General features: G+C 72.6%; 12 protein-coding genes. 10 read left to right on the top strand and 2 right to left on the bottom strand.

The genetic code is table 11. The annotated features are described in order from the left end of the window. The first annotated feature begins 406 nt into the window (after positions 1–406). Positions 407–1,660, top strand: a complete 1,254-nt coding sequence (locus BMY89_RS06225; protein ID WP_232521086.1) for an MFS transporter — start codon at positions 407–409, stop codon at positions 1,658–1,660. Positions 1,661–1,740: 80 nt separating this feature from the next. Here the strand turns inward: BMY89_RS06225 and BMY89_RS06220 are convergent, their stop codons facing one another. After that, complete coding sequence (locus tag BMY89_RS06220; RefSeq protein WP_092376329.1) at positions 1,741–2,292, bottom strand: dihydrofolate reductase family protein; 552 nt, start codon at positions 2,290–2,292, stop codon at positions 1,741–1,743. A 122-nt stretch (positions 2,293–2,414) separates the two neighbouring features. On the opposite strand from BMY89_RS06220, the gene BMY89_RS06215 reads away from it, so the two are divergent. The 3 genes from BMY89_RS06215 (at position 2,415) to BMY89_RS06205 (ending at position 5,604) form a co-directional block, all read left to right on the top strand. Further along, complete coding sequence (locus BMY89_RS06215) at positions 2,415–3,296, top strand: bifunctional helix-turn-helix transcriptional regulator/GNAT family N-acetyltransferase (RefSeq protein WP_092376326.1); 882 nt, start codon at positions 2,415–2,417, stop codon at positions 3,294–3,296. A gap of 83 nt (positions 3,297–3,379) precedes the next feature. Next, a complete protein-coding gene (locus BMY89_RS06210; RefSeq protein ID WP_092376323.1) occupies positions 3,380–3,979 on the top strand; it encodes a TetR/AcrR family transcriptional regulator in 600 nt (199 codons plus the stop codon). Continuing rightward, the gene (locus BMY89_RS06205; protein WP_092376320.1) at positions 3,976–5,604 is read left to right on the top strand and encodes an acyl-CoA dehydrogenase family protein; all 1,629 of its coding nucleotides are present in this window, start codon (positions 3,976–3,978) and stop codon (positions 5,602–5,604) included. The genes BMY89_RS06210 and BMY89_RS06205 overlap by 4 nt, the downstream gene beginning before the upstream one ends. A 44-nt stretch (positions 5,605–5,648) precedes the next feature. On the opposite strand, the gene BMY89_RS06200 is transcribed toward BMY89_RS06205, so the two are convergent. Next, complete coding sequence (locus BMY89_RS06200) at positions 5,649–6,734, bottom strand: glycoside hydrolase family 19 protein (protein WP_092376317.1); 1,086 nt, start codon at positions 6,732–6,734, stop codon at positions 5,649–5,651. A gap of 347 nt (positions 6,735–7,081) precedes the next feature. Between BMY89_RS06200 and BMY89_RS06195 the strand changes: the two genes are divergently transcribed. The 6 genes from BMY89_RS06195 (at position 7,082) to BMY89_RS06170 (ending at position 14,254) form a co-directional block, all read left to right on the top strand. Then, the gene (locus BMY89_RS06195; RefSeq protein ID WP_092376313.1) at positions 7,082–9,193 is read left to right on the top strand and encodes a cellulose binding domain-containing protein; all 2,112 of its coding nucleotides are present in this window, start codon (positions 7,082–7,084) and stop codon (positions 9,191–9,193) included. A gap of 196 nt (positions 9,194–9,389) precedes the next feature. Next, the gene (locus BMY89_RS06190) at positions 9,390–10,220 is read left to right on the top strand and encodes an alpha/beta hydrolase family protein (protein ID WP_092377453.1); all 831 of its coding nucleotides are present in this window, start codon (positions 9,390–9,392) and stop codon (positions 10,218–10,220) included. A gap of 119 nt (positions 10,221–10,339) precedes the next feature. Beyond that, on the top strand, positions 10,340–11,497 hold the full coding sequence (locus tag BMY89_RS06185; RefSeq protein ID WP_092376310.1) for an acyl-CoA dehydrogenase family protein: 1,158 nt from the start codon (positions 10,340–10,342) through the stop codon (positions 11,495–11,497). Next, positions 11,494–12,606, top strand: coding sequence for an acyl-CoA dehydrogenase family protein (locus tag BMY89_RS06180; protein ID WP_092376307.1), 1,113 nt, complete (start codon positions 11,494–11,496; stop codon positions 12,604–12,606). The genes BMY89_RS06185 and BMY89_RS06180 overlap by 4 nt, the downstream gene beginning before the upstream one ends. A 129-nt stretch (positions 12,607–12,735) precedes the next feature. Then, the gene (locus BMY89_RS06175) at positions 12,736–13,545 is read left to right on the top strand and encodes an ABC transporter ATP-binding protein (RefSeq protein ID WP_092376304.1); all 810 of its coding nucleotides are present in this window, start codon (positions 12,736–12,738) and stop codon (positions 13,543–13,545) included. Continuing rightward, on the top strand, positions 13,535–14,254 hold the full coding sequence (locus BMY89_RS06170; protein WP_092376301.1) for an ABC transporter ATP-binding protein: 720 nt from the start codon (positions 13,535–13,537) through the stop codon (positions 14,252–14,254). The genes BMY89_RS06175 and BMY89_RS06170 overlap by 11 nt, the downstream gene beginning before the upstream one ends. The last annotated feature ends 11 nt before the right edge of the window (positions 14,255–14,265 follow it).

Below are 14,265 nucleotides of genomic sequence, written 5' to 3'. Positions count from 1 at the left end.
AATTGCCGGGCACGGGCCGACCGGTGGCGCGTGTCGCGGCGCGGCCGAGCCGGTGCGCCCCGGCGGACGGCCACGCCCCGGCGGACGCGCGGCGTGCGGGGACGGGGCGCCACGCGCGGTGGTGGTAGGTTGGTCGATGATATGACGTATCATCTATGTTATCGCTAACATAGCGGCACCCTCGCGGGCCGCGCAACCCCTGGGTTTCCGGTACGTCGTCAGACCGAAACGGGCCCGCAATGTTCCTCCGCAATCGCGACCGCTGCTCCAGGCCGGCCGGCTCGGGGCGTCCGACGCAGCACCGCATCGTCGGAGCTTGACTCTCGACCCGGTGGAGGTCGGAGAGTCCTCCGGACGCGAGACCGGCCGGCGCCCGCCGGCCCGCGGTGGGCGGGGGGCCATTGTGGTGGCGACTGCAACCCGGTCGGAAGTGCCGGGCAGGTACTGGGCCTGGCTCGGTGGCACGGCGGTGAGTCTGGTCGGTGCGCAGGCCATGGCCTTCGCGATGGGCTGGGTCGCGGCGGGGCAGGGGGGCAGCTTCGCCGCGCTGGTGCTGACCGGGATAACACTGCCCCGGGTGCTCCTGCTCCTGGTGGGTGGGGCGGTTGCCGACCGGGTCGGCGCCTGGCCGGTCATGGTCGGCTCGGACACGGCGATGGTCGTGGTGATGGTGGCGCTGGCCAACGCCGCCTGGTCGTCGACCGACCCACGGTTGCCCCTGCTGCTCACCGCCCTGGCCATCGGGATCGTCGACGCGTTCTACCTGCCGAGCACGGGCTCGATGCCCCGGCGCCTGGTGCCGCCCGTCGCCCTCGCCCGCGCGATGTCTGCCCGTCACCTGGCCGGGCAGCTGGCCCTGTTCGCCGGACCGCCGGTGGGCAGCCTGATCCTGGTCGCGACCGGGCTGGCCGGGGTGGCCCTGGCCAACGCCGCGACCTTCCTGGTGATGCTGTGCGTCCTGGTGGCCCTGCGTCCGCGCGGGGACGGCCTCGAATCGACGGAGGCGGCCCGGTCGGCGGGCGACCGGACGGAGCCGACCCGCCCGGTCTGGCGGACCGCGCTGGACGGGCTACGCCTTGCCTGGCGGCACCGCACGCTGCGGCCGGCGCTGCTGGTCACCGGTGTCGCGGCGGGCTTTCTCCTGCCGGTCCCCTCGCTGCTCGTGCCGCTGCTGGGCCGGGAGCAGGGGTGGTCGTCGCAGGTTGCCGGTGCGGTCGTCGCGGCGGTGGCGCTGGGCACCGTCACCGTCGCGGTGACCGTGCTGGTACGCGGTGCGTTGTCCCGCCCGGGCGTGGCGGCTGCCGCCGGGTTGCTGGTGGCCGCCGTCGGCGTCGCCCTGCTGTTCGCGGGCGGGTCGACGGTACTGGTCGTCGGCGACTGGCCGCTGGCGGCGGTCGGCGCCGGGGTGGTCCTCGGTGCCGGCTCCGGACTCTTCGCCACCCACGTCGGCCCGCTGATCCTGGCTGCCGCGCCGGTCACGCACCTGGGCCGGGTGCAGTCCGTGCTCGTCCTCGTGCAGAGTCTGGCACTGCTGCTGACGACCAACGCGCTCGGCTCGCTCGCCGGAATCGTCGGTGCCGCGGCGGTGCTGTACGCCTGCGCGGGGGTGCTGGCGGCGACCGCAATGGTGGCCCTGACCTCGTCCGCCCTGCGCCGGTGACCCGGCGGACCGGGTCTGTCGCCGAGTCACCGGATTGCTCGCCTCGCCGATCCGCGGCCGGCTAGCCGATCCGCGGCCGGCTAGCCGGTGGTCGGTGCGTAGGTCGCGACGATGACGCCGCTGGCGAAGACCCGCGTGCCGACCAGCGCCAGGGTGGTGCGCGGATCGGCCAGCGCCGCGGAGAGCGACGGCCCGCCGACGATGACCGGATGGATCCAGAAGCGGACCTCGTCCACCAGGCCCGCCTTGACCAGGGCCTGGGTGACCACGCCGTAGCCGTACATCAGGATGTCACCGCCCGGCTGGGCCTTGAGCGCGGTGACGGCCTCGACCAGGTCGCCCTTGAGCACCTCGCTGTTACGCCACTCCGGATCGACAAGGGTGGTCGACGCGACGTACTTCCTGACGTTGTTGAAGTAGGCCGCGCCGGTGCTCGGGTCGCTCTCGTCGCGGGTGGGCCAGGCGGCGGCGAAGCCTTCGTACGTCCGCCGGCCCATCAACAGGGCGTCGGCCACGGCAGTCTGCTCCCCGGCGAAGGCGGCGGCCTCGTCGTCGAAGTAGGGCATCGTCCAGGCGGGTTCGTCGATGACGCCGTCGAGGCTGATGTACGTCGAGTTGATGATCCTGCGCATGTCGGCTCCTTCGGACCGTCGTTGTCAGCGCACCCGATCCTGCCCGCAGCGGCTGACATTCTCCGTCCGGCGCGGCGGTGTCCACTACCGGATCCCGAAATGGCTGACTAAAGTCAGCAATCATGGATCGCGGAATGGTCGAGACGGTACGGCGCTTCAACCGCACCGTGACCCAGCGTGTCGGCGCGCTGGACGACAGCTACCTCGCCCGTGACCGACCGTTGGCACAGTCACGTCTGCTGTGGGAGATCGGCCCGGCGGGCGCCGAAGTCGCGGCCCTGCGGACCCGGCTGGATCTCGACGCGGGTTACCTCAGCCGGCTGCTGCGGACCTTGGAGGGCGCGGGGCTCGTCGTGGTGGGGCCCGGCGAGTCCGACGGGCGGGTGCGGACCGTCCGCCTCACCGACGCCGGCCGCGTCGAGTGGCACCTGCTGGACGGCAGGTCCGACGAGCTGGCCTGGTCGGTCCTCGCGCCGCTCACCGACGGTCAGCGTGCCCGGCTCACCTCCGCCATGGCCGAGGTCGAGCGCCTGCTGATGGCATCGCTGGTCACCATCGGTCCCTGCCATCCCGGTGAGCCTCGCGCCCGCGCCTGCCTGCGGGCGTACGCGCGGGAACTCGCCAAGCGGTTCGACGTCGGCTTCGACCTCAGTCGTGGTGGCGTCGACGAACAGGAACTCGTGCCTCCGGCCGGCCTCTTCCTGGTCGCCACCGTCTCGACCGAGGCGGTGGGCTGTGGCGCGCTGCGGTTGCCCCCGGGCGAGCCCGCCGAGATCAAGCGCCTCTGGGTGTCGGCCTCGGTACGCGGGCTCGGCGTCGGACGTCGCCTGCTCGGCGAGTTGGAGCGGCACGCCGCGGCGGCCGGCGCCACCAGCGTGCGCCTCGACACCAACCGCACCCTCACCGAGGCGATGCGGCTCTACCGCGCCGAGGGCTACCACGAGATCCCGCGCTACAACGACAACCCTTACGCCCACCACTGGTTCGCCAAGCCGCTGTGCTGAGCGGCGATCCGCGCGGAGCGGGCAGGTCCTTGCCGCCGGGCGGAGCCTTGCCGATAAGAAATGAATGATGGTTCAATTCTTGCGTGGCATACCGGAGCACGGAGCGGGTGAAGGCGCGGCTGACCGCCTCGCGGGAGCGCATCGTGGCCGCCGCGATCGGCATTCTGGCCGAACACGGCTACGCCGGCTGCTCGGTCGCCGCCGTCGCCGAACGTGCCGGCCTGGCGACCGGCACCGTGTACCGCCACTTTCCCGCCAAGGCCGACCTGTTCGCCGAGGTGTTCCGCGCCGCCAGTCAGCGTGAGGTGGACGCGGTGGCCCGGGCCGCCGCCCGGGAGAGCACCGCCGCCGAGCGGATCCGGGCGGTCGTCGAGACCTTCTCCGGCCGGGCCCTGCAGTCTCCGCGACTGGCGTACGCGCTGCTCGTCGAACCGGTCGACCCGGCGGTCGAGACGCAGCGGCTGGTCTTCCGACGCGCCCACGCCGCGCTGCTCGCCGGCTACATCGCCGGCGGTGTGGCCAGCGGTGAACTGCCGCCGCAGGATCCCGAGCTGGCCTCCACCGCCGTGGTCGGTGCCCTGGCCGAGGCGTTGGTGGGCCCGCTGGCCGCCGGCGTCGCCGGCCCGGACACCATCGGCGGCCTGACCACCTTCATCCACCGCGCACTGGGAGTTTCGCCGTGACCACACACCAGGTGTTCAACCAGGTACCACCGCTGGTCGGCCATGACACGGCGGACGAGGAGGCGTTGCTCGACGGGCTGGCCCGCGAGGGAGCCGGCTGGGCCGCCGCGGAGCTGCACGAGCTCGGTCGGCTGGCCGGCACCGAGCAGGCCGCGGAGCACGGCCGGCTGGCCAACGAGCACCCGCCCGTGCTGCGCACTCACGACCGCTACGGCCACCGCGTCGACGAGGTGGAGTTCCACCCCTCCTGGCACGAGCTGATCCGGATCGCCGTGGGTTACGGCCTGCACGCCGCGCCCTGGGCCGACGAGCGGGTCGGGGCGCACGTCGCTCGGGCCGCCAAGTTCTACACCTGGCGCCCCGATGCCGGGCACGGCTGCCCGATCTCGATGACGTACGCGGCGGTGCCGGCGCTGCGGCACGCCCCCGAGTTGGCCGAGCGCTACGAGCCGCTGCTCACCGCCAAGACGTACGACTTCGGGTTGCGGGTGCCGCTGACCAAGCGGGGGTTGCTGGCGGGCATGTCGATGACGGAGAAGCAGGGCGGCTCGGACGTGCGGGCCAACACCACCGTCGCGCGTGCCCAGCCCGACGGCAGCTACCGGCTTGTCGGGCACAAGTGGTTCACCTCCGCGCCGATGTGCGACGTCTTCCTCACCCTCGCCCAGGCGCCGGGCGGGCTCACCTGCTTCCTGGTCCCACGGGTGCTGCCCGACGGCACCGGCAACCCGATGCGGCTGATGCGGCTGAAGGACAAGCTCGGCAACCGCTCCAACGCCTCCGCGGAGGTCGAGTACGACGACGCGGTCGCCTGGCGCGTCGGCGACGAGGGCCGGGGCGTCCGCACCATCATCGACATGGTCAACCTGACCCGGCTGGACTGCGTGATCGGCGCGGCGGCGGGCATGCGTCAGGGCGTGATCACCGCCGCCCACCACGCTGCTCACCGCCAGGCCTTCGGCCGGTACCTGGCCGACCAGCCGTTGATGCGTAACGTGCTGGCCGACCTGGCGGTGGAGTCCGAGGCCGCGACCGTGCTGATGATGCGCCTGGCCGGGGCGACGGACCGGTCCGCCCGGGGCGACGCGGGGGAGACCGCGTTCAAGCGGATCGCCCTCGCCGTCGGCAAGTACTGGGTCTGCAAGCGCTGGCCGGGCCACGCCGCCGAGGCCCTGGAGTGCCTGGGGGGCAACGGTTACGTCGAGGAGTCCGGCATGCCGCGGCTGTTCCGGGAGTCGCCGCTGAACTCCATCTGGGAGGGCTCCGGCAATGTGGCGGCGCTGGATGTGCTGCGCGCGTTGGCCGGTCAGCCCGAGGTGGTGGCGGCGTTCCACGCCGAGGTCGACGCCGCTGCGGGCGCTGATCCACGGCTCGACGCCGCCGTCCGCCAGGTCCAGGCCGCGCTGGCCGACCCGGCCGAGGTGGAGGTGCGGGCCCGGCGGGTGGTCGAGCAGTTGGCCCTGGTGCTGCAGGGCGCACTACTGGTGCGCCACGGCCATCCGGCGGTCGCCGACGCCTTCTGCGCCTCCCGGCTGGCCGAGGACCGGGGGCACGCGTACGGGACGCTGCCGGCCGGGGTCGACTTCGCCGCGATCATCGACCGGGCCACCCCGAAGGTGGGCTGACCGGTCCGGCGCCGTCAGGGTCTTGGCGGCGCCGGACCGAGGGATCAGCAGTAGAGGTTCGCTCCGGCGGGCACCCCGAGGATGCCCACGAACTGCTGGTACCGGGTGACCCGACTCTGCACCTGGCCGGGGTTGCCGCCGTTGCACTCGATCGAGCCGTTGATGCTGCGGATGGTCTGACCGAATCCGGCGCTGTTGACCATCGCGCTGTGCGCGGTCATCGTGCCGGGGCCGTTCTGCGTCATCCAGTACCAGATCGCCGTCTTCCAGGCCACGGCGGCGTCGTTCTGCACCAACCAGGGGTTGGTCAGCAGCGGCAGCCCGAGGGCGATGCCGGCCGCGTTGTAGTTGAAGTTCCAGCTCAGCTGGATCGGCCCGCGCCCGTAGTAGGCGGCCTGGCCGGCCGGGCAGCCGTACGGCTGGCCACCGTCGCAGTAGTGCGGGTAGTTCGCGGTGTTCTGCTCCACGATGTGCACCAGACCGCCGGTCTCGTGGTACGCGTTGGCAAGGAAGGCGGCGGCCTCCTGCCGCTGCACGGTGGCGCTGCCGGTGCGGGCGAACGCGGGGTAGGCACCGAGCGCCGAGACCAGCCCGGAGTAGGTGTAGAAGGAGTTTCGGCCCGGGAACATCTGGTTGAACTGGGCCTCGCTGACCACGAAGGAGCCGGGATTGCTGGGCGGTGGGCTGCTGGTGGGCGGCGTGCCCGAGCAGGTGTACGGGTTCCAGTACCAGGTGCTGACGATCGGGTCGTAGCCGGGATTGTCGTGCTCGGCGATGTAGTACTGGCCGTTGGTGTATCGCACGATGCTGCCGGCCGGGTACCAGGTGCCGGCGACCCAGTTCGGGTGGTTGCAGGTGCCGCTCGAGGGCGGCGGTGTGCTGCCGCCGCCGCAGGCGCCGAGATCCTGCCAGACCCCGGTGCTGCCGGGCGGGGCCTCGCTCTGGGTCCACCACCTCGCCTGATAGTTGCGGCCGTTGTGGGAGACCTGCATGCCTCCGGTGTAGACCGCCGAGGACTGCCACGGCGTGGCGCAGGTGGCGGCGGAGGCGGCGGTCGACGGGATGACCGCCAGCAGCGCGCCGGCGAGCGTCAGCGCCGCGAGCGCGGCCAGGGCGCGCAGTTTCGACATGTGAATCACTCCTTCCGTGGGAGCGGGACGTCGACGGCAGGATCGCCATCGATGGCGGTGATAGTAACATCTATTGTTCACAAACTTTACTAAAGTTCGACGCAATGGCGGAACGGACCGTTGAGTCGGCGCGGGATGCTGTGGGATTCTGATGCGTCGATGGTGTCAATGTGTCGATGCGTTGTCGCGCGTGAGTGACCGTCGCCCGATGGGCAACCGGGACCGTCACGGTTCCGGGGGACGACGGTAGGTGACCGGAGCTGTCTCCTGTGTCCGCCGGCCCCCGAGCCCGTTCCACCAGGGCTCGGGGGCCGGCGGATCTCCGCCGTGATCAACGAAGGACAACCATGACGATCTCGAACAGGTACGGTGTTCGACTCCCCACCCCGCCGCTGCGGCTCTCCCGGCCTGGCCGGGCGGCACTCGTGGCCAGCCTGCTGCTCGCCACGGCGGCGCTGGTCGGAATCGACCAACCCAGCGTCGGCGCGGCGACCGCGCCGGTGACCGTGACGGTGAATACCCGGGCCGGGCTGGCCACCGTGCCCGACACCGCGCTCGGCGTCAACCACGCCATCTGGGACTCGCAGCTGGGCACCGTCGAGACGTCGGACCTGCTGCGTGCGGCCGGCGTCCAGATGATGCGTTACCCGGGCGGCTCGTACGCCGACATCTACCACTGGCGCGACCACACCGCGCCCGGCGGCTACGTGGCCCCGGACACCGACTTCGACACCTTCATGGCCGGCGCCCGCCGGGCGGGAGCCCAGCCGATGATCATCGCGAACTACGGCACCGGCACGCCGGAGGAGGCGGCCGAGTGGGTGCGGTACGCCAACGTGACGAAGGGCTACGACGCCCGGTACTGGACCGTCGGCAACGAGAACTACGGAAACGGCCACTATGGATCGGCCTGGGAGGCCGACCACCACCCCGACAAGAGCGCCACCTACTACGCGAACCTGGTGGTCGACTACGCCGACGCGATGAAGGCGGTCGACCCCACCATCAAGGTCGGCGCGGTGCTGACCATGCCGGCGAACTGGCCGGACGCCCTGACCGCCGGTGCCGACCCGGGCCCCTGGAACCAGACCGTGCTCGAAATCGCCGGCCCGAAGATCGACTTCGTCGACGTGCACTGGTACCCGGGGGGCAGCGCAGCCGAGTCGCTGCCCCGGACCAGCCACATCACCGACGCGGTCCACCTGCTCCGGCAGCAGCTGACCCGGTACGCCGGGTCGAACGCCTCACGCATCGGCATCAGCCTCACCGAGGTGAACGTCACCTCCTCGGGCATGACGAGCCAGCCGGCGGCGCTGTTCCTGGCCGACGCCTACAGCGGGCTGCTGGCCAACGGGGTCTTCACCGTCCACTGGTGGAACGTCCGCAACGGCATCGGCACGGTGTCGACCGTGGCGGGGCAGACCGACTACGGCGACTTCGGCATGCTCTCCAGCGGCACCTGCACCTCGGACGGTTCGGTCTGCGAGCCGCCGCTGAACACGCCGTTCGCGGCCTACCACGGACTGTCCATGATGAGCCGCTTCGCGCACACCGGCGACCAGTTCATCCGTGCCGCCACGAACGAGCCGCTGGTCACCGCGCACGCCGTCCGTCGCTCCACCGGAGAGGTCGCGGTGCTGCTGGTGAACAAGGATCCGGACAACGCGCACCCGGTCACCATCGACTACGCCGGTTTCACCCCGTCGGCCGAGGCGCCGACGGTGCACGCCCACACCAACGGCGCCACCGCCATCACCAGCGGCCGCAGTGGCAGCGCGACCAGCCGGACCCTGCCGCCGTACTCGCTGACCACGTTGGTGGTACGCCCGGCCGCCACGGCCGCCGGTCAGCCCGGTGCGCCCGGCCAACCGGCCGCCAGCGACGTCACCGACCGGGGCGCGACGATCTCCTGGCCGGCGGCCACCCGGGGCGCCAGCCCGATCGCCAAGTACGAGGTGTACCGCCAGCACGGCGCGGTCAGCGAGCAACTCGGCGAGACCTCGGGCACCTCGTTCACCGTCGGCAACCTCGACCCCGGCAGCAGGTACACGGTCAACGTGCTGACCCGGGACACCGCGGGCCGGGTCTCCTGGGCCTCCCCGCCGCTCACCTTCACCACCGGCAGCCCGGCCACCAGCACCTGCGCCATCCGCTTCACCAGCACCACGGACTGGGGCAACGGCTACGTGGCCAGCGTCGACATCGTCAACAACGGGGCCGAGCCGATCACCGGCTGGACGCTGACCTGGACCTGGCCGACGACCTGGCAGCAGGTGAGCAGCGGCTGGAGCGCGAACTGGGAACAGGTCGGCACCGCCGTGCGGGTCACCGGCACCGACGACAACCGCCAGATCCCGGCCGGCGGGAGTACGAGCGCGGGTTTCGTCGGGGCGTACAGCGGGCCGAACGTGCCGCCGATCGCGTTCCGGCTCAACGGCACGCTCTGCACCACCCGGTGAGGTAGCCCCGGGCCGCCGGTGGAGCCGAACCGCTCCACCGGCGGCACCGGTGACTGGTGATTTTGCCGATGCGCCGCCGGTGGACCAGCACAAACACTGATCGCAGTCGATACAGCTCCAACGCAAAGGGAGTACCGACGTGCGATCACCCACCACCACCCGTCCCCGTTCCGTGTCCCTCGTGGCCCGACTGGCGATGGCCGCCGTGCTGGCCACCGGCGGCGTCGTCGCCACCTCGTCCCCCGCCCAGGCCGCCAACCCGTACGAGCGCGGACCGGCGCCGACCAACGCGGTCCTGGAGGCCAGCCGCGGCCCCTTCGCGACCTCCTCCACGAACGTCTCGTCGCTGGTCAGCGGCTTCGGCGGCGGCGTCATCTACTACCCGACCACCACCAGCGAGGGCACCTTCGGCGCCGTCGCCATCTCGCCCGGCTACACCGCCTCCTGGTCGAGCATGGACTGGCTCGGCCCGCGGATCGCCTCGCACGGCTTCGTGGTGATCGGCATCGACACCAACAGCCGCCTCGACCAGCCGGCCAGCCGGGGCCGGCAGCTGCTGGCCGCGCTGGACTACCTGACCGAGCGCAGCTCCGTGCGCGGCCGGGTCGACGCCGGTCGGCTCGCCGTGGCCGGCCACTCGATGGGCGGCGGCGGCAGCCTGGAGGCCGCCGCGAGCCGCCCGTCGTTGCAGGCCGCCGTGCCGTTGGCGCCGTGGAACCTGAGCAAGAACTGGTCGAGCCTGCGGGTGCCGACGCTGATCATCGGCGGCGAGAGTGACAGCGTCGCGCCGGTCTCGTCGCACTCCGTGCCGTTCTACAACAGCATCCCGGCGTCGGCGGAGAAGGCGTACCTGGAGCTGAACAACGCGAGCCACTTCTTCCCGAACACGGTCAACACGCCGACCGGTAAGCAGATGGTCGCCTGGCTGAAGCGGTTCGTCGACGACGACACCCGCTACGAGCAGTTCCTCTGCCCGGGTCCGAGCGGCCTGGCCGTCGAGGAGTACCGCAACACCTGCCCGCACTGACGTCGCCCGGGGGTGGTCGCGTCGGCGGCCACCCCCGGAGCGTCCGGCCGCCGGTCTTCCGTCCCGAGGACCGGCGGCACTATATTGCATTGTCAGTGCAACTAGATTGGAGGTGGCGAGTGTCCGAGCACACCGCCGACCAGCTGCGGGGGCTGGTCGCCGCGTTCCTGCGTACCCACGACCCGCGCGGCGACCGGGTCGGTTTCCTGCGGGCCCGGTTCGACGCCGGGCTGGCCTGGGTGCACCACCCGCCCGGGCACGGTGGCCTGGGCGCGCCGCCGCAGCTGCAGGCGGTCACCGACGCGGCCTTCGCCGAGGCGGGCGCGCCGGACAACCGCCCCCGGCGCAACAGCATCGGCCTCGGCATGGCCGCGCCGACCCTGCTGCGACACGCCACCGAGGCGCAGTGCCGACGTTGGCTGCGGCCGTTGTGGACCGGCGAGGAGGTGTGGTGCCAGCTGTTCAGCGAGCCCGACGCCGGATCCGACCTGGCCAGCCTGCGTACCCGGGCGGTCCGTGACGGCGCCGACTGGGTGGTCGACGGTCAGAAGGTGTGGACGTCGATGGCCCACGAGGCGCGCTGGGCGATCCTGCTGGCCCGCACCGACCCGGCCGCGGCCAAGCATCGCGGCATCACCTACTTCGTCTGCGACATGACCGCACCGGGGGTACAGGTACGCCCGCTGCGCCAGCTCACCGGCGAGGCGGAGTTCAACGAGGTCTTCCTGACCGGTGTCCGGGTGCCGGACGACCAGCGGGTCGGCGCGGTGGGGGAGGGCTGGCAGATCGCCCGCACCACCCTGATGAACGAGCGCGTCGCGATCGGCGGGCGACCGTTGCCCCGCGAGGGCGGCATGGTCGGCGTGCTGGCGCGGCTCTGGCGGGAGCGGCCCGAGCTGCGTACCGCGGGCCTGCACGAGGAGGTGTTGCGCTCGTGGGTACGCGCCGAGGCGGCCCGACTCGCCGCGCTGCGTCTGCGCCAGCTGGTCGCCGCCGGTCAGCCCGGCCCCGAGGGCTCGGCGGTGAAGCTCTCCTTCGCCGAACTCAGCCAGCGGATCAGTGGACTGGAGGTGGAGCTGCTCGGCGCCGAAGGGCTGCGGTACGACGACTGGACGATGCGCCGCCCGACGGAACCCGACCTGCTCGGCCGCACCGCCACCTTCCGCTACCTACGGGCCCGGGGCAACTCCATCGAGGGCGGCACCTCGGAGATCCTGCGCACCGTCATCGCGGAGCGGGTGCTCGGGCTGCCCGCCGAACCCCGGGTGGACAAATGAGCGACCTGCTCTACGACTCCGACGAGGAGGCCCTGCGCGACACCGTGCGGGCGCTGCTGGCGGCGCACGCCCCGTGGCAGCGGACCCTGGCCCGCCTCGACGACGGCGAGCCCTACGACGCGGCACTGTGGACCCGGCTGGTCGACCAGCTCGGCGTGACCGGCCTGGCCGTACCCGTCGAGTACGGCGGAGCCGGGGCCGGCTTCCGCGAGGTCGCGGTGGTGCTGGAGGAGCTGGGTAGGGCGGTCGCGCCGGTGCCGTTCCTGGGCGTGGTGGTGGCCACCCGGGCGTTGCTGGCCTGCGGCGAGCGCGAGTTGCTCGGCCAGCTGGCCACCGGGGAGCGGGACGTGGCCCTGGCGGTCTGCCTCGCCACCGCGCCGGACGCCGCACCCCGACCGGTCACGGTGGCGCCGGGTCCGGTGCTGACCGGCACGGTGACCGGTGTGGCCGACGCGCTGGCCGGCGACGTCCTGCTGGTGCCGGCCGGCGACGGGCTGTACGCCGTGAACGCGGCCGACCGGGGGGTGCGGTTGACCCCCGTGGTGTCGCTCGACGCCACCCGGCCGCTGGCCGACGTGGCGTTCACCGGTGCGCCGGCCCGGCTGGTCGCCGCCGGCCCTATGGCGGCCCGGGCGGTGTCGGCCGCGCTGACCGCCGGCGCGGCGCTGCTCGCCTCCGAGCAGGTCGGCCTGGCGCAGTGGTGTCTGGACGCGACGGTCGCACACGTGCGGGACCGCCGGCAGTTCGGCCGCCCGATCGGTTCGTTCCAGGCGGTCAAGCACCGGCTGGCCGACCTGTGGGTGGAGATCACCGAGGCGCGGGCGGTGGCTCGCCACGCGGCCGACCGCCTCGCCGCCGGCCATCCGGAGGCGTCGCTGGCGGCCGCGCTGGCGCAGGCGTACTGCGCTCCGGTGGCGGTGCGGGCCGCCGAGGTCTGCGTCCAGCTGCACGGCGGGCTCGGGTTCACCTGGGAGCACCCGGCGCACCTGTACCTCAAGCGGGCCAAGAGTGCCGCCGTCGCCTTCGGCACCACCGACCGGCACCGGGCCGCACTGGCCCGGTTGGTCGACCTGCCCGCGCCCGCCGAGGTGCCCGACCGGGCCGACTGACCGAGCCGGGTCCTGGCGCGGCTCACCGTCGGTGGGCAGGGAACGAGTGGCATCGAAGGCCTTGACGAAACAATTCAGAAATGTACACTCCCAGTGTAATAACTTCGGATCGTGGGTGAGGGAGGGCTGATGGAGGACGGTCTCGCCCTGCACCACATCGGTGTCCGCTTCGGCGGCCTCACCGCACTCGAGGACGTCTCGCTGCGGGTCTGCCCGGGCGAGGTGGTGGGCGTGATCGGCCCCAACGGTGCCGGCAAGACCACCCTGTTCAACGTCGTCTGCGGCTTCGTCACCCCGCAGACCGGCTCACTGAGCCTCGACGGCCGGCCGCTGCGCCCACGACCGCACCGGCTCACCCGGCTGGGCATCGCCCGGACGTTGCAGGGCACCGGCCTGTTCGCCGGGCTCACCGTGCTGGAGAACGTGATGGCCGGCGCAACGCACACCGCGCGTGCCGGCCTGCTGCCGGCCCTGCTCGGCCTGCCCCGCAGCGACCGCGACGAGCGCCGGTTGCGCGAGCACGCGCTGACCGTCCTGGACGAGCTGGGCATCGCGACCCACGCCGGTGCCGCGCCGGACACCCTGCCGTTCGCGGTACGCCAGCGGGTCGGTCTGGCCCGGGCGCTGGCCGCCCGCCCCCGGCTGCTGCTGCTCGACGAGCCGGCCGGCGGCCTCGGCGCCGAGGACGTCGACGCGTTGGCCGACCTGATCCGGGGCCTGCCGCACCGGGCCGCCGACCCCTGCGCCGTGCTGCTGGTGGAACACCACATGGACCTGGTCATGGCGGTCTGCGACCGGATCGTGGTCCTCGACTTCGGACGGGTCGTCGCCGCCGGGCCCCCCGAGGCGGTCCGCGAGGACCCGGCCGTGGTGGACGCCTACCTCGGCGCGACCGTGGAAGCGGAGCGCAGCGAAGCGGAGCGCCGACATGAGCAATGATCTGCTGCGCGCCGACGCTCTCGCCGCCGGCTACGGTCCGGTGCCGGTGCTGCACGGCGTGGACCTCAGCGTGCCGCTCGGCACCATCACCGCCGTCATCGGCGCCAACGGCGCCGGCAAGACCACCCTGCTGCGCACCCTCTCCGGCATGCTGCGTCCGACCGCCGGCCGGATCCTGCTCGACGGGAAGGACCTGCGCGGCACCCCGGTCGAGCAGCTCGTCCGGCGCGGCGTGGCACACGTGCCGGAAGGACGTGGCGTCATCGGCGAACTCACCGTCGAGGAGAACCTGCGCCTCGGCGCGCTGTGGCGGCGTGACCGGGCAGCCGCCGCACGCGCCCTCGACGAGGCATACCAGCTGTTCGAGCCGCTGGCCCGGCGTCGGCGCCACCTCGGCCACCAGCTCTCCGGTGGCGAGCGACAGATGCTGGCCCTCGGCCGGGCGCTGGTCGGCCGGCCCCGACTGCTGCTGCTCGACGAGCCGTCGCTCGGCCTGGCGCCCAAGGTGGTGGCCCAGACCATGGCCCTGCTGCGGCAACTGCGCGACGACACCGGGCTGACCGTGCTGCTGGTCGAGCAGAACGTGCGCAGCGCGCTCGCCGTCGCCGACCAGGGCATCGTCATGTCGCTCGGCCGGGTGGTGCTCGCCGCACCGGCCGCCCAGCTGCGCGACGACACCGACCTACGCCACGCCTACCTCGGATTCTGAAGGGAAGGAGG

The organism is Micromonospora phaseoli (assembly GCF_900109115.1).
In the GTDB taxonomy this organism is placed as follows: domain Bacteria; phylum Actinomycetota; class Actinomycetes; order Mycobacteriales; family Micromonosporaceae; genus Micromonospora; species Micromonospora phaseoli.
The sequence above is the reverse complement of the archived record's forward strand: the minus strand, read 5'-3'. Positions and strand labels throughout refer to the sequence as shown.

Bases quoted from the DNA above. Each gene is read 5' to 3' on its own strand.
- BMY89_RS06220 (WP_092376329.1), bottom strand. From the start codon at position 2,292: ATGCGCAGGATCATCAACTCGACGTACATCAGCCTCGACGGCGTCATC.
- BMY89_RS06215 (WP_092376326.1), top strand. From the start codon at position 2,415: ATGGATCGCGGAATGGTCGAGACGGTACGGCGCTTCAACCGCACCGTG.
- BMY89_RS06200 (WP_092376317.1), bottom strand. From the start codon at position 6,734: ATGTCGAAACTGCGCGCCCTGGCCGCGCTCGCGGCGCTGACGCTCGCC.
- BMY89_RS06195 (WP_092376313.1), top strand. From the start codon at position 7,082: ATGACGATCTCGAACAGGTACGGTGTTCGACTCCCCACCCCGCCGCTG.
- BMY89_RS06190 (WP_092377453.1), top strand. From the start codon at position 9,390: ATGGCCGCCGTGCTGGCCACCGGCGGCGTCGTCGCCACCTCGTCCCCC.
- BMY89_RS06180 (WP_092376307.1), top strand. From the start codon at position 11,494: ATGAGCGACCTGCTCTACGACTCCGACGAGGAGGCCCTGCGCGACACC.
- BMY89_RS06175 (WP_092376304.1), top strand. From the start codon at position 12,736: ATGGAGGACGGTCTCGCCCTGCACCACATCGGTGTCCGCTTCGGCGGC.
- BMY89_RS06170 (WP_092376301.1), top strand. From the start codon at position 13,535: ATGAGCAATGATCTGCTGCGCGCCGACGCTCTCGCCGCCGGCTACGGT.